Raw genomic sequence first — 21,539 nt, 5'->3', positions numbered from 1 at the left:
TCAGCGTCCCTCGCTGCTGCTCATCGCGGCACCGGCGCGCTCGGGCTGTGCCGGCGGCGGCACCAGCTTGTCGAGCGGCAGGTACAGCATGTTGTTGCCCTTGTCGCCGTCGATCAGGATCTTCGGCGAGCGCGACAGCACGTCCTGCATGGTCTCCAGGTACAGGCGCTTGCGGGTGACTTCCGGCGCGGCGCGGTACTGCTCCGCCAGCAGGGTGAAGCGCTTGGCGTCGCCCTGCGCGCGGGTGACCACCGATTCCTTGTAGCCGTTGGCCTCGGCGATCACGCGGGCCTTGCGGCCATTGGCCTTGGGCACCACGTCCGCGGCGTAGGCACGCGCGTCATTGATCACACGCTGCTCGTCTTCGCGCGCCTTGATCGCATCGTCGAAGGCGTCCTTGACCTGCTCGGGCACCATCACGTCCTGGAAGTTGATGATGCTGACGTTGATCCCGGCTTCGTAGCTGTCGAGCAGGCGCTGCATGATCTCGCGCGCCTCGCTGGTGAACTCCAGACGATTGCCAACCTGCACATCGTCCAGCGAACGGCTGCCGACGACCTGGCGCACCGCGGCCTCGGCCACCTGGGCCAGGGTCTCTTCGACATCGCGCACCTTGAAGAGGAAGTTGGTGGCATCGCTGACGGTGTACTGCACCGCGAAATCGATGTTCACCAGGTTCTCGTCGCGGGTCAGCATCGCGACCCGGCTGCTCATCGAGCGCACCTGGGTCACGTCGACCCGTTCCAGGCGCTCGATCGGCCGCGGCAGGGTGAAGCGCGGACCGGGCTCCAGGATGCGGTCGACCTTGCCGAAACGCAGGACCACGCCACGCTCGCGCTGGTCGAGGATGTGGAAGGAATCGACCACCGCCCAGATCGCCAGCAGGCCCAGAATCAGCCAGCCGAGGCCGCCGCCGCTGATTGCGGCATCGCCACCCGGACGGCCGCCGCCGCGCCCGCCGCCGAACAGCCCGGTGATGCGCTGCTTCATCTGCTTGATCATCTCCTCGAGGTCGGGCGGCTGGCCGCCGCCGCCACCGCCGCCACCATCGCCCCAGGGATTGCGGCGTCCGCCGCCTGGTTCATTCCAAGCCATCCGTATTCACTCCGGAGAAGCCGCTGGCGGCCTCGTGATTCAAGGGTTGCGTCGACCGGACGCGATGGGGGCGCCAGAGGACAAGCTCAAGGTATGTGACGAAAATAGCCGATCCGATGTCACCGTAGCGTTCATTCACCGGCGTCGGTCGCGAGCAACTGGGTGCGCACCAGTTCTCCCTGGTGTCCGGGGAGCGAGGCCAGCTGCAGCGCGAGGCGCCGCGGCAGATCGATCTCCACATCCCAGCCCTCGCCTTCCACATCGCTCTCGGCGCGCACCGCGCCCAGCGAGATCAGGCGCGCGCGCAGCCCGGCATCGGCATAACCCAGGCGCAGGCTGCGCTGCACGCGTTCGGCGCCGAATTCGGCCTCGATGGCCCCGCGCAACAGATCGAGGCCAGCACCCGTCACCGCCGACACATAGGCCCGCGAACGCACGCGCCCGGTCATCGCCTCGACCTTGGGCTCGGCGCCGGAGGCGTCGATCTTGTTGATCACCTGGATCTGCGGGATCTCGCCGGCGCCGATCTCGGCCAGCACCGCCTCGACCTGGGCGATGTGCTCGGGCATCAGCGGATCGGCGCCGTCGATCACATGCAGCAGCAAATCCGCCTCGCGCGCCTCGGTCAGGGTGCTCTTGAACGCAGCGACAAGTTCATGCGGGAGGTCGCGCACGAAACCGACAGTGTCGGCCAGGGTCACCGCACCGAAACTGAAACCGCCGACGCGCCGAACGGTGGGGTCCAGGGTGGCAAACAACTGGTCCGCGGCATAGACGTCCGAACGCGCCAGGGCGTTGAACAGGGTCGACTTGCCGGCGTTGGTGTAGCCGACCAGCGCGATCGCCGGCAGCTGGCTGCGTTCGCGCGACTTGCGTCCCTGCTCGCGCTGCTTGACCGCCACTTCCAGGCGGGCTTTCAGGATCTTGACCCGCTCGGCGAGCAGCCGGCGGTCGGTTTCCAGCTGGGTTTCGCCGGGGCCGCGCAGGCCGATGGCGCCGCCGCGCTGGCGTTCGAGATGGGTCCAGCCGCGCACCAGGCGGGTGGCCATGTGCTGCAACTGCGCCAGTTCTACCTGCAGCTTGCCCTCGTGGCTGCGTGCGCGCTGGGCAAAAATGTCGAGGATCAGGCCCGCGCGGTCGACCACGCGGCATTCGAGCAGCTTTTCCAGGTTGCGTTCCTGGATCGGCGTGAGCTGGTGGTTGACCAGCACCAGGTCCGCGCCGGCGGACTGTACCAGCGCCTTGGCCTCTTCCGCCTTGCCGCTGCCGACGTACAGCGCCGGATGCGGCTTGTCGATGCGCGCGACCAGTTCAGCCACCACCTCGGCGCCCGCCGAGCGCGCCAGTTCGCGAAATTCGGCCGCGGCGGCATCGAACTCGACGCCATGCCGGCGCGGCTGGATCAGCAGTGCCCGCTCGCCCCGCTTGGAACGCTCAAACAACGCTCAACTCCCGTGCTCCACTTCACCGCCCTCGCCAGTACCGGACTCGGTGATGCGCACATTGCGCGCCGGCACCACGGTGGAGATCGCGTGCTTGTAGACCATCTGGCTGACTGTGTTGCGCAGGAGCACGACAAACTGGTCGAAGGACTCGATCTGGCCCTGCAGCTTGATGCCGTTGACCAGGTAGATCGACACCGGCACGCGCTCGCGGCGCAGTGCGTTCAAGAATGGATCCTGGAGCGAGTGACCGCGGGACATGAGCGCCCTCTCTAGTTTGTTGTTGGTCTGGATACTGCCCCTGCGGCCGTGACGGGCGCGACGCAAGGGGCGTCACGCGAGCTTCACAATCCGGTACATCCGGGCCGCAGGTGTCGGCAGTGTATCAGCAGCCGCGTGCGAACGCGCTTGCCACCCGTTCGCGCACGGCAGCCATGGCGCGAGCATCGGTCGGGTCGAACCACTCGACCCCCTCGGTGCCGCGCAGCCAGGTCAGTTGCCGCTTGGCCAACTGGCGCGTGGCGAAGATCGCCAGCTCGCGGCAACGCGCCAGATCGTACTCGCCGGCAAGGTGGCCCCAGGCCTGGCGGTAGCCCACCGAGCGCATCGACGGCAGGTCGCGGTGGATGCCGGGCAATTGCATCAGGGCGCGCACCTCGTCGAGGAAGCCGCCAGCCAGCATGGCGTCGAAGCGCTGCTCGATGCGCCGATGCAGCAGGCTGCGGTCGGCCGGCGCGAGGGCCAGCAGCAAGCCTGGTCGGCGCGGCGCGCCCGTCCACGCGCGCTGCAGTACGCTGATCGGCGTGCCGGTCTGGCGATAAACCTCGAGCGCGCGCAGCAGGCGCTGCGGATCGTTCGGATGGATCCGCCGCGCGGCGTCAGCATCGATGCGCCCGAGTTCCGCGTGCAGCTCTGCGGCGCCGCGGCTGGCCAGTTCGGCTGCCAGCTGCTCCCGTAGCAAGGGATCGGCGGCGGGCAATTCGGACAGACCCTGCAGCAGTGCCCGCAGGTAAAGCATGGTGCCGCCGACCAGCAGCGGGCGCTTGCTGCGCGATTCGATGTCGCCGACCGCAGCCTCGGCGTCCGCGACGAAATCCGCCGCCGACCAGCTCTGCGTCGGCTCGCGGACATCGATCAGCCAGTGCCGCACCCGCGCGCGCTCGGCCTGGCTGGGCTTGGCGCTGCCGATGTCCATGCCGCGATAGGCCAGCGCCGAATCCACGCTGACGATCTCCGCGCCGTGCTCCTCGGCCAGTTGCAGCGCCAGCTCGGTCTTGCCCGCTGCGGTCGGGCCGATGAGGCAGACGAGGGGCGTCATGGGGCCGCTCCTGCGCGTCCAGCTTCATTGGCTGTGTGCGGGAAGAAGCCGGTTGCGGGTTGTGGGTTGTGGGTTATGGGCAGCCAGAGCGGGCTGCGCGCTTCGCTGTTGGTTTCGAGGGGTGCGGTTACCTGCAAATGCAATCGGATCGCGACGTCGCCGCTGCCCACAACCCACAACCCACAACCCACAACCGGCATTTTCGCGCCCACTCCCGCGCAGGACCTCACGGCCGTTCTCCCAAGTGCTCCCGCCGCAGCCGGATGAAGCTCAGCGCGCCGAAGAAGTTCAGCAGCACCGGCACTACCAGCGCCCACTGGCCGTGGCCGGGCGCGAGTTCCTCGACGCCGCGATACAGCGCCACGCCCACCAGCGGCGCCGCGAGGCCACGCATCCCGGTCAGGGTCACGTGCACACCCATGTACAGCGCCGCCTGCTCCGGCCGGGCGAAATCGTTGTGACCGAGGTTCCAGCCGAGCTGGCCGCCGGCATAGGCCACGCCGAGCATCGCCGAGCCGAACACCAGCCAGGGCAGTCCGCCGCCAACGCAGCCGATCATGAAGGCCAGGCTTGAAGTGACGAAGCTCCACGCGTGGACGCTGCGGAATTCGATGATGTGCACCCGGTCGTAATAGCGCGCCCAGAGCAGGATGGCGAAGGGCAGCACCACCAGCGGCAGGGTGCCGAGCAGCAAGACCTGGCTGAAAGGGGACAGGGCCAGGCGCTCGCCGAACACGATCAGCAAGGGCGCCGGAAGCATCAGGTTGCCGCTGCCGAACAGGAACATGCTGCCCATGTACTTGCGATAGACAGGATCGTCTGCGAGCACCTTGCGGAAGGAGGCGAGGGAGGGCTTGAGGTCGCGATCGCTGCGCGCGGCGCGCTCGCGCTCGCGCAGGGTCGCGTGCCCGCGCAGCCGCAGCCGGCGGTAGCGCCAGGCGCCGTAAAGGCCGATGCCACTGGCGACGGCGAAGAACAGCGGAATCAGGTCGGGACGATGGCCCAGCAGCCAACCCAGCAGCGCCCCGCTGCCGCCCATCAGCACGGCGTTCAGTGCCGACAGCCGGGAGGCCAGTCGCGCGCGCGCCGCGTCCGGAAAATTGCGCCGCCAGACCACTGCACGCAGGGTGATCACACCCACCCAGCAGACGCGCGCGACCACCACCAGCAGCACCGACAACCACAGTCCGGCCAACCCCTGCGGTAGCGCGGCCATCGCACCCACGGCCAGCAGGGTCAGCGTCTGCCAGCGCACCGTCAGCGCAATCTTGTCGCGCCCCAACTGGTGCGCAGCAAACAGGAAGCTGGCGATATTCGCCCACGCCGGCGCGCCCGCCACCAGCGCCACCGCGAGGTCGACCACGAAGGGCGAGGCCACATCGCCGAAGCGCGCCTTGACCAGCGCCGCCGCCACCGCTCCTTCGACCGCACCCACCCCGACACTGACAAGTGCCCAGTTGGTCAGTTCGCGCGGATATTGGGCCTTCGGCATGGGAGTTCGGGGTGGGTCAGGGTGGCGGCTGTGGTTGCGGTTGGGTCGCTGGTTGTTGGTTGTTGGTTGTTGGTTATTGGGGTTGTTGGTTGTTCGCAGCTCAGCTCGCGGGCCGAGCTTCTGTGGGAGCCGACTCTGTCGGCGATCTGTTCGCCGACCGCGGGTGAATCGCGCGGCTGAAGCCGCTCCCACAGTTCCTCGGCACCGGGCTCTTGCTGCCAACAACCAAGAACCAACAACCGACAACCAGACTTGCGGGATCGAGTGCCTCCGGTCCGGCAGCCCCGACCCAGCCACGCTCAGCGCACGAACGCCGGCTTCACGCCCATATCCTCCAGCAACCGGTGCGCGCCGCTCACTGCGTCCATCACCCACAGCATGTAGCGGATGTCCACGCCGATGGTGCGGGTGATCTTCGGGTCGAACAGCCATTCGGCGCCGATCGCCCCGAGGTTGCCGTCGAAGGCCAGGCCGACCAGTTCTGCGCGTGCGTTGAGGATCGGCGAGCCGGAATTGCCGTTGGTGATGTGCAGGTCGGCGAGGAAATTCACGGGCACCGTTCCGTCGACGGCGTAGGGGCCGTACTGGCGGGCAGCAATCGCCTCCATCTGGCGCACGGTCGCGTCGAAGGGAACCTTGCCGGTGTGCTTTTCGGCGATGCCCGCGAGGTCCGTGAATGGCTCATAGCGCACGCCATCGCGCGGAATGTAGCCGCGCACATTGCCGAAGCTGACGCGAAGCGAGCGGTTGGCGTCGGCGTAGACCTCGTCGCCCTTCGCGTGGGCGTATGCGATGCGCGTGGCCATCCACGCGGGGCGATTGCGCAACTCCTCGCCCTGGAAGCGCTCGGTCTCGTCCTCGATGCGCAGCAGCGCCGGCATCAGTGCGCGCGCCAGCGCCAGCGCCGGGTCGCTCGATTGCGCGACCGCCGCGGCATCCGCCTTGAACCACTCGGCCCGCTGTGCAGCGTCGCCAATCCGGGTGCCTGCGTACAGGGCGTCCAGGCGCTCGGCCAGCAGGGCCGGCGTCGGCTCGCCATCACCCCCGGCGACCCAGCGGTCGAGTTCCGGGATGCGCTGGGCGGCCGGCAGCGCGATCAGCTCGCCAAGCACCCATTGCATCAGTGCGCGATCCACCTGCGGATCGTAGCGGCGGTCGAACTGCTGCAGCCGCGCTTCCAGCCGCGGCTCGTCGCGCAACTGGTAGCCGAACTGGCGCTCCGCATCCGGCCTGGCGCGCTCCACCGGCAGCCGCACCAGGTCGCGCGCGGCGGCGTACAGTGACAGCGAGCCGAGTGTCTGCAGCCAGGCGTCGCGCTCGCGGTAGGCGCGCTGCGCGGCGAGTTGCTGGCGCAGCGCCGCGTGGCCCGCGAGTCCGGCCGCCTGGTCGTGCTTGCGCGCCCACTGGAGGATCGCAGCCTCCTCCGCGGCCTTCGCGCGCACGGTGCCGGCCTTGGCGAAGCCCTCCAGCGTGCCTTCGAACTTCTTCAGGTAGTTGCCGGCGCCCGCCACGGCGTTGGCGTACTTGATCGCCGCATCCGGCCGCCCCTGCGTGTGCTCTTCGATCAGCGCGAGCGAGCGGCGGAATTTCGCGATCTGCTGCGGATAGGCCCACTCGGCGGTGTCGGCGACTTCCTCGGCAAGGCGATGCAGATTGGTACGTCCGGGATAGCCAACGACCATCGCGAAATCGCCCTCCTTGAGGCCCGCCGGCTGCAGCTTGAGGTGCGATTGCGGGCGATAGGGCACGTTCGACTCGCTGAAGTCGGCGGCCTTGCCGTCCGGGCCCACGTAGGCGCGGTAGTAGGCAAAATCGCCCGTATGGCGCGGCCACATCCAGTTGTCGACCTCGCCGCCGTAATTGCCGATGGCCGCAGGCGGCGCGTAGACCAGGCGCACATCACGGATCTGCATCTGGCGCACCAGGAAATACTGCGCGCCGCCGTGGAACACGTAGACATCGCAGCGGAAGCCAGGGTCCTGCTCGCATTCGGCAACCAGCGCCTTCTGCGCGCGGTCGATGGCGGCATAGCGCGCCAGGCCATCGAGGTCTTCACCCAGGCCCTTGACCACGCGCTCGCTGACCTCGGTGATCGATTCGGTGACATAGACCCGCAGGGTGGGTTCGGCGGGCAGTTCCTCGCCGAGGGTGCCGGCCAGGAAGCCCTGCTCGATCAGGTTGCGCTCGGCGCTCGAGTTGAACTGGATCGATCCCAGCGCGCAGTGGTGGTTGGTGACGATCAAACCCATCGGCGAGACGAACGAGGCGGTGCAGAACCCGCCCAGGCTGACCACCGCGTTCATCGGGTAGCGCGTCAGATCGGCCAGTTGTTTCGGATCGACCGCGATGCCGGCCTTCTTCAACTTCGCCTCGATGGACGGCAACTGGTGCGGTTGCCACATGCCCTCCACGGCCATTGCGTGGGTGGACAGGGCCAGCAGCGAGGTCAGGATCAGGCGCTTCATGCGGTTCCTGCGGGTCATAGGGAATCGGGGGCGCGCGAATGTACGGGATGGCCGGCAGCCACTCAACGGCCAGAAGTCGCACCTCGCACCGTATCCTGGCGCCGGCCCCCGCAGGTTCAGGCTGAATGGCGCATGCTGCAGAGGTTGGCAACGCTCGCGAACTGATCTGCGATCGCGGTAGCGCGTGCATTCGCCTGGAGGCGATAGTGATCATCGAGTGGACCGAGGCAGACGAAGCGACCGATCCGACAGTGCATTGCAATGACTGCGATGCCGTGTGTTGCCGCCTGACCGTTGTCGTGTTCCCGGAGGATCGCGTTCCGCGCTGGATGGTCGAGGTGGACGATCATGGCATTGAAGTGATGGCACATGGCGAGGATGGCTGGTGCGTGGCGCTGGACCATCGACGCATGTGCTGCAGCATCTACGAATCGCGCCCAGCGTCCTGCCGCCGGTTCGTCATGGGTGCCGGGTACTGCCGCGACGAGCGTGCCGAATACCGCAAGCGTTTCCCTCCGATTCCTTCCGTGCTGATTCCCGACGGCTGAGCGGGAGCCGTCCGGAGAATTGACGGAGGCTTGACCTTTCGGACGTGGATGGGCACGCTACGCACCAATGTGACACACCACGTCAACTTGTGACTAGGTTGGCATTCTCTGGGGGGAGGAACTGTGTCCGTCGTGACACCATTCCATCCAGATATCGAACAGGGGCAGACGCCATGAAGTTCGTCTTTCGCACGCTGGCACTTGCGCGCTACCTGACTCTGCGCAGTCAGCTGAAAGATCTGGAAAAAGCGATTCAGGGACTTTCCCTGGATCAACGCCGTGCGCTTTACGCGCTGTCGCAGAAGGAGTTCGCCAACGCAGCGGCCTCGGCCGTGCCGCACCTGTACTCCAGCGAGAACCCTGAACGTTACAGCCCTTGGGGTAACGGCACAGCGATCGCCATCGAGCGCGTCAAGTCGGACAATGTGCCGCTGAAACTGCGCGGTATTGCCTTGTGGCTGGCGGTTGCGTACCACGAAACCAAGGACCTGCCCTACAGCGAAATGCAGGACATGCATCGCGCGGTCATGCGTTCGGTGCGCATGCTGAAGGAATCGGTGGGAAACGCGACGACGGCTGATCAGCACTGGGCGGCGAGCAAGGTCGCCTGAACTGCCGCGCCCGCGGGTGCACTTCACCTGACGTCGGCCGCGCCAGGCCGCGTTTTGTCGGCTGTCTGCCGCTCAATCCAGTTGCGCGCGCTGCTTGAGTCGCGCCGCCTCGTCCTCTCCCAGGAAGGCATGGATGCCGCGACGCACCGCATAGATCACCGGGGTGAGTGCGAGCGCCATCAGCGCCTTGTAGCAGTAATTGACCGTGCCGATCGCGAGGAACAGTTCCATCGACCACTGTTGCGGTCCGAGCACGAAGGCGATGTAGAGCACGATGAAGCTGTCGAAGAACTGCGAGACCAGGGTCGAACCGGTCGCCCGCAGGTAGACCTTGCCGTCGCCGGTGCGCCGGCGGATCGCATGGAAGATCCGCACATCGATCAACTGCGCGACCAGGAAGGCCGTCACAGACCCGGCGATCGACCACATCCCCTGCCCGAAGATGGCGGCGAACGCCGCCTGCATGTCGGGCACACCCTGCGCGGCCGACACTCCTACCCACCAGCCTGCCGGCGCCAGGTGGATCGCCAGGTAGGCGAACAGGAATCCATACAGGATCAGGCCCACGGTCAGCCACGAGATGAAGCGCACCCCGCGCTTGCCGAAGTATTCATTGATCACGTCCGTGAGCACGAAGATCACCGGCCAGAGCATCACACCCGCGGTGAAGTTCAGCGACCCGCTCTGCCCGAACAGGTTCCAGTTCAGTGGCGCCAGGCCAAAGGTGTCCTCGAAGGCGAAGATCTTGACCCCGACAAACTCGGCGATCAGCGCATTGGTGATGAACAGGCCGGCGAGGAGGATGTAGAGGTGGTGGGTGCGGGATTGCATGGTCTGCGCCGGTTGGGTTGTGAGTTGTGGTGTTGGGAGCAACAGGGGCGCCTTGCCCCGGAAGTTTCCGCGAGCTCTGGCTGCCCACAACCCAGAACCCACAACCCAGAACCCGCCTCTCAGTCCGCCGGCACGGTCCGTTCCGCCGCCCACGCGCGCAGGTGATTCACCTTCTCTGCCATCACCACCGAAAGCGGCCGGGTGTGGCGCAATTCGTCGACCAGGTGGCGCTGGTCCAGCGCGCCGCCCTCGCCATGGGCCGCGTAGAGCGCGGAGACCACTCCCTGCTCGATCTCGGCGCCGGAGAAGCCATCGCTGGCCGCGGCCAGCGCATCGAGGTCGAATTCTTCCGGCTTCAGGCCACGCTTGGCCAGGTGCAGGCGGAACAGTTCGACGCGCACGTCGGCCACCGGCAGGTCGACGAAGAAGATCTCGTCGAAGCGACCCTTGCGCAGCAGTTCCGGCGGCAACTTGTCGATCGCGTTGGCGGTGGCGACGAGGAAGATCTTCGCCTTGCGCTCGGCCATCCAGGTGAGGAAATAGCCGAGGATGCGCTGGCTGGTGCCGCCGTCGCTGTCGCTAGTGGAGAAGGCCTTTTCCACCTCATCGATCCACAGCACGCAGGGCGCCATGACCTCGGCATTGGCCAGCGATTCGCGCAGGTTCTTCTCGGTCTCGCCGTGATACTTGTTATAGATGCTCGCCATGTCCATGCGCAGCAGCGGCACCTGGAAACCACCGGCGACGGCTTTCGCCGCGAGGCTCTTGCCGGTTCCCTGCACGCCCAGCAACAGGATGCCCTTGGGCGGGTCCAGCGGCACCTTGGTCGGCTCGCCCATGAAAACCGCGCGGCGCTGCTCGATCCAGCGCTTGAGCCGGCGCAGGCCCGCGACATCCTGAAAGGCGATTGGCTCGTATTCGAAGGACAGCACGCCGGCCTTGTTCAACAGTTCGAACTTGGCCTTGGCCACGGCCGGCAGGTCGGCGTCGCTGATCATGCCGTCGGCGGCGATGATGCGGCGCGCGATCCGTCGCGCATCGCTGCCCGCCAGGCCCTTGAGGTTGCGCACCACGGCCTTCAGCGCGCTGGCATGGATCTGCACCCGCTTGCCGGCGTGCTCGCGCGAGTAGGCAAGTGCCTCCTCGCGCACGATCTGGTCGAGCTGCGCTTCGTTCGGCAGCGACAGCGAAAAACGCACCGCGAGCGCCTCGATTTCCTTGGGCAGCTCCAGGTTGGCGCCGACCAGCGCCACGGTATGCGCGGCGATGCCCTGGCGGATGGCGATCTCGCGCAACTGCCGCAGCGTGACCACGTAGCGCAGGAACGGGGTGTAATCGAGCAGCAGGAACACGCTCTTCTGGCGCGTGTCGCGGATCGCGTCCAGGACTTCGCCGGAGCTCATCGGCTTGGGCTCGGCTTCCATGTCGAGGCGCTTGAGGCCGGTGGTGATGCTCCACGCATACAGTGGCCGCAGGCTGGAGCCCAACGCCCGCTGGAAGGACGCGATCACCTCCAGTTCCTCGTGGGTGTCGATCGCCAGCAGCGGCGTGTCGGCGCGGATCAGCGCGGCCAGGTCGTTGTGTTCGTTCATCCGATGATGCTAGCCGGAATCAACGGCCCGGCGGGAAACCATGCTTGACGTCGCGGCACAGCCCCGAATGTGTGAGAATCCGGCCCGCAGCCGGCGTATCGATCGGCAAGCGCCCTATCCGCCTCGGAGTCCGTCCATGATCAGATTCGCCACTTTCGCGCTCGCGGCAGCGATGCTCCCCGCCACCGTGCTTGCGCAAAGCGTCAGCGATGACCCTGCGCGCCAGGGCAACCCGAGCTTCTCCGGACATGCTGCGCCCGGCCCGCGCGTGGCCAGCGGCCAGGTGAGCCTCACCGGCAGCGAAGTCGACCATGTCGCCGCGCTTCTTCCGCTCCGGCACGCCGGGCGACGCCTGCTCGACCTTCAGCAGCGGCAACTTCCAGTACACCACCATTCCGATGTTCACGGATGGCACCGGCCAGGTCACGGCGAACTTCGATCCGCTGACCTGCGGCACCGGCATCTTCGTGACGTTCCATTCGGCGCCGCTGAACCCGGCCAGCATCTGCGACAACTACATCTGGTCCTTCGGTTCGTCGCAGGCCTTCACCGAGACCTTCAATGTGCCGGCGAACAGCCAGATCTACATGGTGGTGTCCGGCGTTGCCAATGCCCCGGGCGTGGTCTGCGGCCCGGCGACCTATTCCATCACCGGCGCAAATGCCGCGCCGCCTGCCCCCGCCGATCGCGGCACCTGCCCTGGACGGCGGCAGCCTGGCCTGCTGGCCCTGGTGGTCGGCCTGGTCGGTGTTGGCGCGGTGCTGCGTCGCAAGTGATCCAGGCGCGGGCGGGCGGCGGTCAAGGCCGCCCGCGCGGTTCGACGGAGACCGTCGATCCCGGCAACGATCAGCTGCACGTCGGCAGGCGCAGGCGCTGACCCACCTTCAATGCGTACTTGGGGCCGCGGATTCCGTTCAGCGCCGCGATCTCCTTGACGCTGCTGCAGCGCGTACGACGCGCAATTGCGGCCAGCGTATCGCCCCGGCGCACGGCATAGCCCACTTGGGTGGGCCCCTCGGGTTCCGCTGCGTCTTGCAGCGCTGCGATCCGCGCCAGGAAATCCTGATCGCGGCAACGCTGCGCGTACGCATCGACCAGCGCCACCGGCACCCGCACCTTGCTGCCCAGTGGCAAGCGGACCTCGGACTTGATCCGCGGATTGAGGTTGCGCAGGGTGCGAAACCAGCCTTCGGGACGCTCGTCCTGTCCCAGGCAGATCGCCAGTTCCGCCAGTGACATCGACGATTCCAACCCGATTTCACCAAGGATGTTGTCCACCGTCGGGAAGCGCAACCCATATTGCTCCGGGTGCAGGAACAGATAGGCCGCCGCCAGCACTTTCGGCACGTAATCGCGGGTTTCGCTGGGCAGCGCGTAGAAGATGCGCTCGGACCAGAAACCACGCCCGGGATGCTGCCTGGCGAGGCGCCGCATGCGCCCCTCGCCGCCGTTGTAGGCTGCCAGCGTCAGCTCCAGGTTGTCGTTGAACGCAGCCAGTTGCTCTTCGATGTAACGCACATTGGCGCGTGCGACCGCAGCCGGATCCAGCCGCTCGTCGAATCCGTTGCCGCCCAGGCCAAAACGCCGCGCAGTCGCCGGCATGAACTGCAGCGGGCCGGCGGCGCCGGCGCGCGAGTACACGTGCACGCGCCCGGCCGATTCCTTGGCCAGGATCGCGAACAACAGCGCCTCTGGCAGCCCGGCCTGCTGGTACGCCGGGTACATGTCGCTACGCAGGTACTGGTAGTTGACCCAGGCCTCGATCAGTTGCGGGCGCATCCAGGTCAGCCAGTCCTCCAGCGCGGCACGCACCGGCTCGTTCAATTCGATCAGCTCGCGCAGATCCTTGCCGCGCAGCAGGCGCACGGAGCGCTCGACCTGGGGCAGGTTGGCCGCGGTCGCAACCTCGTCCTGCGCCTCCTCGCCGGCCGCCTCGTACCCGAAATCGTCCCAGCCGGCCGCCACGCTTTGCAGCCGCACCAGCACCACCAGCGCGCCGATGAAGCGCTGGCTCTCGCAGCCGACGGTTTCCGCGCAGCGCAGCGCGGCGTCCTCGACGTCCGCCAGCGCCGCACGCATGGTTTCGCGACCATCCTTCGGACTGCCGGCACGAATCAGCTCCAGGCCGCCCTGGAACTGCGAGGTGGCGGCACCGATGCGGTCGTACAACGCCGCCACGGCGGCTTCGTCTCCGGACGTCGGGCCGGGTTCCGGCGTGGGCGGACGCTCGGGCGCGCTGGCGCAACCGGCCAGCACTAGCAACGCCGCGCACATTCCCCCTGTGATGGAACGCATGCGCGATGGACTCTTGAGTAACGCCGCGGACATTAGCGGCTGAACGCTGGGCGCGACAAGGCGGCAGGCGTTGGGCAAGGTCAACCCCTTTCCTGCGGGCTTTCCCGATAATGCGCGGTCTGGTTTCCGACGAGGCGATGCCGATGAGCAGTGAGTCCCGCTATCCCCATGTCCGCCCGCGCCGCATGCGCCGGGACGATTTCTCGCGCCGGCTGATGCGCGAGTCGGTGCTGACGGCGGCTGACCTGATCTGGCCGGTGTTCGTCACCGAGGGCGAAGGGCGGCGCGAGGCAGTGGCCTCGATGCCCGGAGTGGACCGCATGGCGATTGACGAACTGGTGCGCGAAGCAGGCCAGGTGCACGCGCTCGGCGTGCCCGCGGTGGCGATCTTCCCGGTGACCCCGCCGTCGGCGAAGTCGCTGGATGGCGCCGAAGCGTGGAATCCCGAGGGCCTCGCGCAGCGCGCGGTGCGCGCGCTGAAAGCGGCGATTCCCACCCTCGGCGTGATCACCGACGTTGCGCTGGATCCGTTCACCACCCACGGTCAGGACGGCATCATCGACGACGACGGCTATGTGCTGAACGATGTCACCATCGCAGCGCTGGTCAAGCAGGCGGTTTCGCATGCGGCCGCGGGCGCCGACATGGTGGCACCCTCGGACATGATGGACGGCCGCGTCGGCGCCATCCGCGCCGCGCTGGAGGCCGCCGGTCACGTCAACACGCGGATCCTGGCCTACTCGGCGAAGTATGCGTCCAGCTTTTATGGCCCTTTCCGCGACGCGGTCGGCTCCGCCGGCAACCTCGGCAAGGGCAACAAGTACACCTACCAGATGGATCCGGCCAACAGCGACGAAGCGCTGCGCGAGGTGGAACTCGACATCGCCGAGGGCGCCGACATGGTGATGGTCAAGCCCGGCATGCCCTACCTCGACATCGTGCGCCGGGTGAAGGATCGCTTCGGCATGCCGACCGCGGTGTACCAGGTCAGCGGCGAGTACGCGATGCTCAAGGCAGCCGCACAGAACGGCTGGCTCGACGAGCGTGCGGTGGTGATGGAATCCCTGCTCGGATTCAAGCGTGCCGGCGCGGATGCCATCCTGACCTATTTCGCGCCGCAGCCCCAGGCGGCTGGCGGGTGGCGGGTTGGGGTGAGGTGTTGGTGTTGGTTGTCGGCAGCGAGGCTCGCAAGCCGCAGTCCTGTGGGAGCGGACTCTGTCCGCGATCTTTCCCGCGGCCGCTTTGATTTTCGCGGCGGTGAATGCGCCGCCTCACCGGGCGCTGCGGCTTTCCGGGACGCTCTGCGCGCGACAACCAGGCTACCCCATCCGTTCATGCACGCCGGGGCCCGGCTTCGGCGCGGCCCTGACCGCGACACACCCGCCATTCACAGCCGGCTCGCCGCGCCCCGCCGGCGGCCGACGGGCCGCTCGGCCAGCATCTGGTCGAAGCCGGCCACGATTGGCGCCGCCGCGGCCACCGCGCCGTCCGGCACCATCACGGTGACCAGCCCCATGACCGGCAATTCGCCGATCGCGCCGGTCAGTGCCGCGCCGCCGATGAAGGCCGGGATTCCGGCCGCCTCCAGGGCGTCCTTGACCCACTGCGCGTCGAACAGGTTTTCGGCGTGGTAGACGGTTCGCATCGGCGTGCCGGCGGGAGGTTGCGCCAATCCTAGCCCGGTTGAGGACCACCGTTGGGGGCCTGCGGTCTGGTTTCTGGCGCTTTGGGTTCCGTGGGCGCGAAGTCCCTGACCGCGATCTTCCCCGCGGATTGCCGCTTGACCCCTGACACGGAAGCCGCGCCGACACAGTTCGGCAGATCGCGAGCTGTTGCCGACAACCGACAACCAGCAACCGACAACCAAGAAAAAGGGCCCCGCGATCGCTCGCGGGGCCCCGATTACCACGACCGCAATGTGGCGCCCGCTCAGCCGCCGTGGAACTTGGCAATCAGCGGGATGATCAGCAACGCGACGATGTTGATGATCTTGATCAGCGGGTTGATCGCCGGGCCGGCGGTGTCCTTGTACGGGTCGCCGACGGTGTCGCCGGTCACGGCCGCCTTGTGGGCTTCCGAACCCTTGCCGCCGTGGTGGCCGTCCTCGATGTACTTCTTCGCGTTGTCCCAGGCGCCACCACCGGTGGTCATCGAGATCGCGACGAAGATGCCGGTGACGATGGTGCCGACCAGCAGGCCGCCGAGGGCCGCCGGGCCGAGCAGCAGGCCGACCGCGATCGGCACCGCAACCGGCAGCAGCGAGGGCACGATCATTTCCTTGATCGCAGCCTTGGTCAGCATGTCGACCGCCTTGTCGTACTGCGGCTTGCCGGTGCCTTCCATGATCCCCTTGATTTCCTTGAACTGGCGGCGGACTTCCACCACCACCGAGCCGGCCGCGCGGCCGACCGCTTCCATCGCCATCGCGCCGAACAGGTACGGGATCAGGCCGCCGATCAGCAGGCCGATCAGCACCATCGGGTCGGCCAGGTCGAAGGTCACGCCGGTCATGTTGTAGGTGGCCAGCTTGTGTGTGTAGTCGGCGAACAGCACCAGCGCGGCGAGCGCGGCGGAGCCGATCGCGTAGCCCTTGGTGACCGCCTTGGTGGTGTTGCCCACGGCGTCCAGCGGATCGGTGACGTTGCGCACTTCCGGACCCAGTTCGGCCATCTCGGCGATGCCGCCACCGTTGTCGGTGATCGGGCCGTAGGCGTCGAGCGCGACGATCATGCCGGACATCGACAGCATCGCGGTGGCGGCCACCGCCACACCGTACAGGCCGGCCAGCTCATAGGTGCAGAAGATCGCGGCGCAGACCGCGACGATCGGCATCCAGCACGAACGCATCGAGACCGCGAGGCCGGCGATGATGTTGGTGCCGTGGCCGGTGGTCGAGGCCTGGGCGATGCCGCGGACCGGCGCGTATTCGGTGCCGGTGTAGTACTCGGTGATCATCATCATCACCCCGGTCAGCAACAGCCCGACCAGCGCGCTGCCGTAGATCTGCATCGCGGTCAAGGCGCCGGAACCCTCGGCCACCGTCGCCGGGAACAGCGAGGTGGTGATCGGGTAGAAGGCGATGGCGGCGAGCACGCCGGACACGATGGTGCCCTTGTACAGCGCAGCCATGATCTTGCCGTTGTTGGCCTTGACGAAGAAGGTGCCGATGATGGACGCGATGATCGACACGCCGCTGATCACCAGCGGATAGAGCAACGCGTGCGGACCAGCCTGGGCGGCGAAGATGAAGCCGACCAGCATGGTGGCGATGATCGTCACCGCATAGGTCTCGAACAGGTCGGCGGCCATGCCGGCACAGTCGCCGACGTTGTCGCCCACGTTGTCGGCGATCACCGCGGGATTGCGCGGGTCGTCTTCCGGGATGCCGGCTTCGACCTTGCCCACCAGGTCCGCGCCGACGTCGGCGCCCTTGGTGAAGATGCCACCGCCCAGACGGGCGAAGATCGAGATCAGCGAGGAGCCGAAGGCGAGGCCGACCAGCGCGTCCAGGATCACCTGGGTTTCCAGGCCCTGGCCCAGCAGCACCGAGTAGAAACCGGCCACGCCGAGCATGCCCAGGCCCACCACCAGCATGCCGGTGATCGCGCCACCGCGGAAAGCCACCGCCAGCGCGGCGTTCATGCCGCTGCGCGCGGCTTCGGTGGTGCGCACATTGGCGCGCACCGAGACGAACATGCCGATGTAGCCAGCCAGGCCCGACAGGATCGCGCCGATGGCGAAGCCGATCGCGGTGAGCCAGGACAGCGCGAAGCCGATCACGACCAGCAGCACAGCGCCGACGATGCCGATCGTGGTGTACTGGCGATTGAGGTAGGCCTTGGCGCCTTCCTGGATGGCGGCGGCGATCTCCTGCATGCGCGGATTGCCCGCCGGCTGCTTGAGGATCCACTGGGTCGAGACGATGCCGTAGAGCACCGCGACGACCGCGCATCCCAGCGCAATCATGATTCCGTACTGCTCAATCATGGAAAACTTCCCCGGTTGTGAGAGTGATGCGTCGAAAAGCGCCCGGGAGCGACCTGCGGCATATGCCGGAGGTCATGGGGCCAGTCGAAAAGCGGGCGGAGTATACGGGGGCTGAACGCGGATGGCGCACACGGCTTCCGATTGGCCGAGGTGCCATTTGCGGCAGAACGTGACGAAGATCGTCATCCCTGTCACGGAATGTGACCATGGCGGCATTTTTGGCGTACGCTTCCGCGCCATGATTGCAACGGACGGTCAATCCGACCGTCGCGCGTGCTGGGGGGAGCGTTGAATGTCTGATCGCGTCCGCGGTTCCGGGCGAATGGCCTTTCTGCTGGTGCTGACGCCGGGCGGCGAGCGCTCACGGCTGGCCGAGTATCTCGACGCGCTGCCGCGCCTGCAGGCGAGCGCCGGCGGCCGCATGCTGGCGCTCGCGTCGGCCACGTCGATCGAGCACTTCGGACACAACAGCACCTCGCAGAGCGTGATGCTGTCGGCCTGGGACTCGCTGGATTCCCTGCTGGGCTTCTGGCAGTCGCCAGCCCACCGCCAGCCGGCAGCCCGCGCACGCGGCGTGGAGGACCTCCAGGTGATCGCCGTTGAAGGCGAGCCGCAGGCCAGCAGGCCTGGCAGCGAATCCATCGCGATCTTCCTCGGCCCCGGCCCTTCGCCCGCCCTGCTCGAAGCCGAGGGCGCCCACGCGCTGGCGCTGGTGCGTGAGCGCGCGGTCCTGCGCATGCGTGGCGAATGGGACCGGGGCGACGTGGCGATCTATGCCTGGGACTCGGCGACCTCGGCGCGACGACCGATGCTGAATTTCAGTTCCGGCCAGCGTGGTCATGGGCTGCTGGTGCCCTCGCTGCAAGGAGCACCCAACAAGTCCACGATGCAACTGGCGGCCGCCTGACGGGCCGCGCGCCAGCTCAGCCGTTCCCGGCGTCCAGCCGACGCCCATGCGCGACGAGCAGGCGCATGCCGAGCACGCCGGCGATCATGAACAGTGCCACCATCGCCACCAGCACCAGGCTGGCGTAGACGATCACCGCATCAGTGGCGTCCACGGCGGGGTTGGCCGTCGCCCAGCGCCAGGCGGCGAGCAGGGCCAGCGTCAGGCCGATGCCGAAGCCCAGCGCCAGCTTGCCGAGCGCCTCGCGCCAGGCGACCACGCCGAGCGTCACCAGCGGCAGTGCCGTCAGCACCAACCAGGCCTCGGTATTGCTGCGGCCGCCGTCGGTCGCGCTCCACAGCCAGCCAACCACGCCCACCGCAATCAGGCCGGACACGCCGAGCGCGCGCCACAACGGCTTGCGCGCCAGCAGGATGAGGACGATCGCCTGGAACGCGAGCGCAGCCAGAATCCAGTTCACTTCACACCTTGTAGTCGGGCAGTTTCTTGGCCACCGCGCGATTGCGCAGCTTCACATAGTCGGGCAGGCCGTCCACATACGGCGGATAGGCCTCGCCCTCGACCAAGGGTGCCAGATAGGTACGTGCTGCGCGCGTGATGCCGAAGCCATCCTCGCGGATGAAGTTGGCCGGCATCTTGCGCTCCTGGTTGGCGATGGCCGACAGCGGCTGGGCCACGATGTCATAGCGATAGGGCTTGCTGGAGCGCCGTTTGACCACCGGCATCACCGCGTTCTGGCCGGCCAGCGCCAGCTTGACCGCGGCCACGCCGACCTTGCGGCTGATCGCCAGGTCGGTCTTGCTGGCGATGTGCCGCGCCGAGCGCTGCAAATAGTCTGCGACCGCCCAGTGGTACTTGTAGCCGAGCGCCGCGCGCACCTTCTCGGCGATCAGCGGCCCGACACCGCCCAGCTGCACATGGCCGAAGGCATCGCGGGTGCCGGCTTCGGCGAGGAACTTGCCATCCGCGCCGCGTACGCCCTCGCTGGCGACGATGGTGCAGTAGCCATGGCGTTCCACCGCATCCTTGACCGCCGCGAGGAAGCGCGCCTCGTCGAAGGCCACCTCGGGGAACAGGATCAGGTGCGGCGGATCGCCCTCGCGGCTGCCTGCCAGCCCGGCGGCGGCGGCAATCCAGCCGGCGTGTCGACCCATCACCTCGAGCACGAAGACCTTGGTCGAGGACTCGGCCATGCTGAGCACGTCGAGGCTGGCCTCGCGGGTCGAAACCGCGACGTATTTCGCGACCGAGCCAAAACCCGGGCAGACATCGGTCAGCGCGAGATCGTTATCGATGGTCTTCGGCACGCCGATGCAATGCAATTCGTGCCCCAGCGAGGCGGCGATCTGCGAGATCTTCAGCGAGGTGTCGGCCGAATCGTTGCCGCCGTTGTAAAGGAAGTAGCGGATGTCGTGCGCACGGCAGACATCGATCAGCCGCTGGTAGTGCGCACGGTCCTGTTCCAGCGACTTCAGCTTGAAGCGACAGGACCCGAAAGCCCCACCCGGCGTGTGCGCCAGCGCGCGGATATCCGCATCGCGCTCGAAGCGGGTGTCGATCAGCTCCTCGCGCAGCACGCCGATGATCCCGTTGCGCGCCGCATACACCCGGCCAATGCGCTCGGGGTGCTTGCGCGCGGTCTCGATCACCGCAGAGGCCGTCGCATTGATCGTGGCGGTGACGCCCCGGACTGGGCGTAGAGCAGGTTGGGCGCGGGCATGGGCTTTCTCCGTCGATCCGTTAGCGTGTCAAATTGCGGGCGGGGCGGCAATCGGGCCGGTTGTGGGTTGTGGGTTGTGGGTTGGGTGTGGGTTGTGGGCGGCAAGCGCGGGCGTGCCGGCAGCCAGTGGGCGCGGCTTCAGCCGCGACCTTCTGCGGGCGGCCGCGAGAAAGATCGCCGACAGAGTCGGCTCCCACAGTGCGGCGGCGTTCGAGCTTTGCCGCCTACAACCCAGAACCCACAACCCACAACCGGGAACGGGCCTCGATCAGCGCCCCGCTCGCTCCCACGCCCCGCCCCGCCCCACCGGTTTGACAGCCTTCGGCGCGGCACGCTAGGTTCGACCATCGTTTGTCTTTTCCTAACAATGGCGCGCTGGCAAGCTCTGCAGCCTCGCCGACGCTTCTCGAGATCAATCGCATGCGCATCGTACTTCTGGGTGCACCCGGTTCCGGCAAAGGAACCCAGGCCACGCTGCTGAAGAACAGGTTGGCGGTGCCGCACATCTCCACCGGAGAGATCCTGCGCGCAGCGGTGGCGGCCGGCACGCCGCTGGGGCTGCAGGCCAAGGCGGTGATGGAGGCGGGTTCGCTGGTGTCGGACGAGATCGTCCTCGGCATGCTGGAAGACCGCTTCGGCCAGCCGGACGTGGCCGCCGGCTTCATCCTCGACGGCTACCCGCGCAACCTGGCGCAGGCACGCGCACTGGATGCCATGCTGGCGCGGCTGAAGCAGCCGGTCGACAAGGCGCTGCAGTTGGACGTCGCCCAGGAAACCCTGCTGGCGCGCCTGGCCGGGCGGGCCAAGGCCGAAGGGCGCGCGGACGACAACCCCCAATCAGTGTCCAATCGCCTGAACGTCTACACCGAGCAGACCGCCCCGGTGATCGACTACTACCAGCAACAGGGCACCCTGGTGCGGGTGCCGGGCGAGGGTTCGGTCGACGAAATCCTGGAGCGGATCGTCCGCGCGCTGGGCTGAGATTCAGCGCGCCTCGATGCGGATGCGCATGATGCCGTCGCCGTCGCTGCGGCATCCGAGGTACACGCAGGCGCCGCGCGCGCACAGCGCCTCGATGTCCAGCGAGGCCAGCGGGTCGGTCGCCCACACTTCGAGCACGCGGCCTGCGGCATGCTGTTTGAGCGCCCGGCGCGCGAGCACCAGCGGCTCCGGACAGAAGAGCCCGCGCGCGTCGACAATCTCCGGTGCAATGTCCGCGTCCTGCATGCCCCTCAT

General features: G+C 67.5%; 18 protein-coding genes and 2 pseudogenes. 6 read left to right on the top strand and 14 right to left on the bottom strand.

The features are described from left to right. The 6 genes from hflK to IPK27_05035 all read right to left on the bottom strand — a co-directional run bounded on the left by hflK (position 1) and on the right by IPK27_05035 (position 7,812). Complete coding sequence (gene hflK, locus IPK27_05060; GenBank protein ID MBK8067002.1) at positions 1–1,095, bottom strand: FtsH protease activity modulator HflK; 1,095 nt, start codon at positions 1,093–1,095, stop codon at positions 1–3. A gap of 131 nt (positions 1,096–1,226) precedes the next feature. After that, positions 1,227–2,537 (bottom strand): GTPase HflX, encoded by a 1,311-nt coding sequence (gene hflX, locus IPK27_05055; GenBank protein MBK8067001.1) that lies wholly within the window; start codon positions 2,535–2,537, stop codon positions 1,227–1,229. A 3-nt stretch (positions 2,538–2,540) separates the two neighbouring features. Then, the gene (hfq, locus tag IPK27_05050) at positions 2,541–2,798 is read right to left on the bottom strand and encodes an RNA chaperone Hfq (protein MBK8067000.1); all 258 of its coding nucleotides are present in this window, start codon (positions 2,796–2,798) and stop codon (positions 2,541–2,543) included. Positions 2,799–2,922: 124 nt separating this feature from the next. Further along, positions 2,923–3,855 (bottom strand): tRNA (adenosine(37)-N6)-dimethylallyltransferase MiaA, encoded by a 933-nt coding sequence (miaA, locus tag IPK27_05045; GenBank protein ID MBK8066999.1) that lies wholly within the window; start codon positions 3,853–3,855, stop codon positions 2,923–2,925. 226 nt (positions 3,856–4,081) lie between these two features. Beyond that, the gene (locus IPK27_05040; protein ID MBK8066998.1) at positions 4,082–5,347 is read right to left on the bottom strand and encodes an MFS transporter; all 1,266 of its coding nucleotides are present in this window, start codon (positions 5,345–5,347) and stop codon (positions 4,082–4,084) included. A gap of 299 nt (positions 5,348–5,646) precedes the next feature. Further along, a complete protein-coding gene (locus tag IPK27_05035; GenBank protein ID MBK8066997.1) occupies positions 5,647–7,812 on the bottom strand; it encodes a S46 family peptidase in 2,166 nt (721 codons plus the stop codon). 125 nt (positions 7,813–7,937) lie between these two features. On the opposite strand from IPK27_05035, the gene IPK27_05030 reads away from it, so the two are divergent. Then, on the top strand, positions 7,938–8,360 hold the full coding sequence (locus IPK27_05030) for a YkgJ family cysteine cluster protein (GenBank protein ID MBK8066996.1): 423 nt from the start codon (positions 7,938–7,940) through the stop codon (positions 8,358–8,360). 173 nt (positions 8,361–8,533) lie between these two features. Further along, complete coding sequence (locus tag IPK27_05025; protein ID MBK8066995.1) at positions 8,534–8,971, top strand: hypothetical protein; 438 nt, start codon at positions 8,534–8,536, stop codon at positions 8,969–8,971. Positions 8,972–9,043: 72 nt separating this feature from the next. On the opposite strand, the gene IPK27_05020 is transcribed toward IPK27_05025, so the two are convergent. Further along, positions 9,044–9,802: a queuosine precursor transporter gene (locus IPK27_05020; protein ID MBK8066994.1), complete on the bottom strand. Its 759-nt coding sequence runs from the start codon at positions 9,800–9,802 to the stop codon at positions 9,044–9,046. Positions 9,803–9,921: 119 nt separating this feature from the next. After that, positions 9,922–11,394, bottom strand: coding sequence for an AAA family ATPase (locus IPK27_05015; protein MBK8066993.1), 1,473 nt, complete (start codon positions 11,392–11,394; stop codon positions 9,922–9,924). A gap of 311 nt (positions 11,395–11,705) precedes the next feature. Between IPK27_05015 and IPK27_05010 the strand changes: the two genes are divergently transcribed. Continuing rightward, complete coding sequence (locus tag IPK27_05010; protein MBK8066992.1) at positions 11,706–12,170, top strand: hypothetical protein; 465 nt, start codon at positions 11,706–11,708, stop codon at positions 12,168–12,170. Positions 12,171–12,240: 70 nt separating this feature from the next. On the opposite strand, the gene IPK27_05005 is transcribed toward IPK27_05010, so the two are convergent. Then, positions 12,241–13,689 (bottom strand): transglycosylase SLT domain-containing protein, encoded by a 1,449-nt coding sequence (locus IPK27_05005; protein ID MBK8066991.1) that lies wholly within the window; start codon positions 13,687–13,689, stop codon positions 12,241–12,243. Positions 13,690–13,832: 143 nt separating this feature from the next. Here IPK27_05005 and hemB point away from each other — a divergent pair. After that, positions 13,833–14,810: pseudogene (hemB, locus tag IPK27_05000) on the top strand (porphobilinogen synthase). Between the two features lie 266 nt (positions 14,811–15,076). On the opposite strand, the gene IPK27_04995 reads toward hemB, so the two are convergent. Further along, positions 15,077–15,334, bottom strand: coding sequence for a DUF2007 domain-containing protein (locus tag IPK27_04995; GenBank protein MBK8066990.1), 258 nt, complete (start codon positions 15,332–15,334; stop codon positions 15,077–15,079). A gap of 284 nt (positions 15,335–15,618) precedes the next feature. After that, a complete protein-coding gene (locus IPK27_04990) occupies positions 15,619–17,676 on the bottom strand; it encodes a sodium-translocating pyrophosphatase (protein MBK8066989.1) in 2,058 nt (685 codons plus the stop codon). Positions 17,677–17,968: 292 nt separating this feature from the next. Here IPK27_04990 and IPK27_04985 point away from each other — a divergent pair, with 292 nt between their 5' ends. Next, positions 17,969–18,583 (top strand): DUF1330 domain-containing protein, encoded by a 615-nt coding sequence (locus IPK27_04985; GenBank protein ID MBK8066988.1) that lies wholly within the window; start codon positions 17,969–17,971, stop codon positions 18,581–18,583. Positions 18,584–18,599: 16 nt separating this feature from the next. Here the strand turns inward: IPK27_04985 and IPK27_04980 are convergent, their stop codons facing one another. Next, positions 18,600–19,043, bottom strand: a complete 444-nt coding sequence (locus IPK27_04980) for a hypothetical protein (GenBank protein ID MBK8066987.1) — start codon at positions 19,041–19,043, stop codon at positions 18,600–18,602. 1 nt (position 19,044) lies between these two features. Continuing rightward, positions 19,045–20,303, bottom strand: a pseudogene (locus tag IPK27_04975) (6-phosphofructokinase). 420 nt (positions 20,304–20,723) lie between these two features. Between IPK27_04975 and IPK27_04970 the strand changes: the two are divergent. Next, positions 20,724–21,284, top strand: a complete 561-nt coding sequence (locus tag IPK27_04970; protein MBK8066986.1) for an adenylate kinase — start codon at positions 20,724–20,726, stop codon at positions 21,282–21,284. Between the two features lie 3 nt (positions 21,285–21,287). On the opposite strand, the gene IPK27_04965 is transcribed toward IPK27_04970, so the two are convergent. Beyond that, positions 21,288–21,530, bottom strand: coding sequence for a sulfurtransferase TusA family protein (locus IPK27_04965; protein ID MBK8066985.1), 243 nt, complete (start codon positions 21,528–21,530; stop codon positions 21,288–21,290). Between the last annotated feature and the right edge of the window lie 9 nt (positions 21,531–21,539).

Source organism: Rhodanobacteraceae bacterium (assembly GCA_016713135.1).
Classification (GTDB): domain Bacteria; phylum Pseudomonadota; class Gammaproteobacteria; order Xanthomonadales; family SZUA-5; genus JADKFD01.
This window is presented reverse-complemented; position numbering and strand designations above follow the sequence as displayed.

Coding starts and splice junctions, on each gene's coding strand:
- IPK27_05005 (MBK8066991.1), bottom strand. CDS start 13,689: ATGCGTTCCATCACAGGGGGAATGTGCGCGGCGTTGCTAGTGCTGGCC.
- IPK27_05010 (MBK8066992.1), top strand. CDS start 11,706: ATGTCGCCGCGCTTCTTCCGCTCCGGCACGCCGGGCGACGCCTGCTCG.
- IPK27_04965 (MBK8066985.1), bottom strand. CDS start 21,530: ATGCAGGACGCGGACATTGCACCGGAGATTGTCGACGCGCGCGGGCTC.
- IPK27_04970 (MBK8066986.1), top strand. CDS start 20,724: ATGCGCATCGTACTTCTGGGTGCACCCGGTTCCGGCAAAGGAACCCAG.
- IPK27_04990 (MBK8066989.1), bottom strand. CDS start 17,676: ATGATTGAGCAGTACGGAATCATGATTGCGCTGGGATGCGCGGTCGTC.
- IPK27_04995 (MBK8066990.1), bottom strand. CDS start 15,334: ATGCGAACCGTCTACCACGCCGAAAACCTGTTCGACGCGCAGTGGGTC.
- IPK27_05030 (MBK8066996.1), top strand. CDS start 7,938: ATGGCGCATGCTGCAGAGGTTGGCAACGCTCGCGAACTGATCTGCGAT.
- IPK27_05025 (MBK8066995.1), top strand. CDS start 8,534: ATGAAGTTCGTCTTTCGCACGCTGGCACTTGCGCGCTACCTGACTCTG.
- IPK27_04985 (MBK8066988.1), top strand. CDS start 17,969: ATGTCTGATCGCGTCCGCGGTTCCGGGCGAATGGCCTTTCTGCTGGTG.
- IPK27_05020 (MBK8066994.1), bottom strand. CDS start 9,802: ATGCAATCCCGCACCCACCACCTCTACATCCTCCTCGCCGGCCTGTTC.
- IPK27_05040 (MBK8066998.1), bottom strand. CDS start 5,347: ATGCCGAAGGCCCAATATCCGCGCGAACTGACCAACTGGGCACTTGTC.
- hflK (MBK8067002.1), bottom strand. CDS start 1,095: ATGGCTTGGAATGAACCAGGCGGCGGACGCCGCAATCCCTGGGGCGAT.
- miaA (MBK8066999.1), bottom strand. CDS start 3,855: ATGACGCCCCTCGTCTGCCTCATCGGCCCGACCGCAGCGGGCAAGACC.
- IPK27_05015 (MBK8066993.1), bottom strand. CDS start 11,394: ATGAACGAACACAACGACCTGGCCGCGCTGATCCGCGCCGACACGCCG.
- IPK27_05035 (MBK8066997.1), bottom strand. CDS start 7,812: ATGAAGCGCCTGATCCTGACCTCGCTGCTGGCCCTGTCCACCCACGCA.
- hfq (MBK8067000.1), bottom strand. CDS start 2,798: ATGTCCCGCGGTCACTCGCTCCAGGATCCATTCTTGAACGCACTGCGC.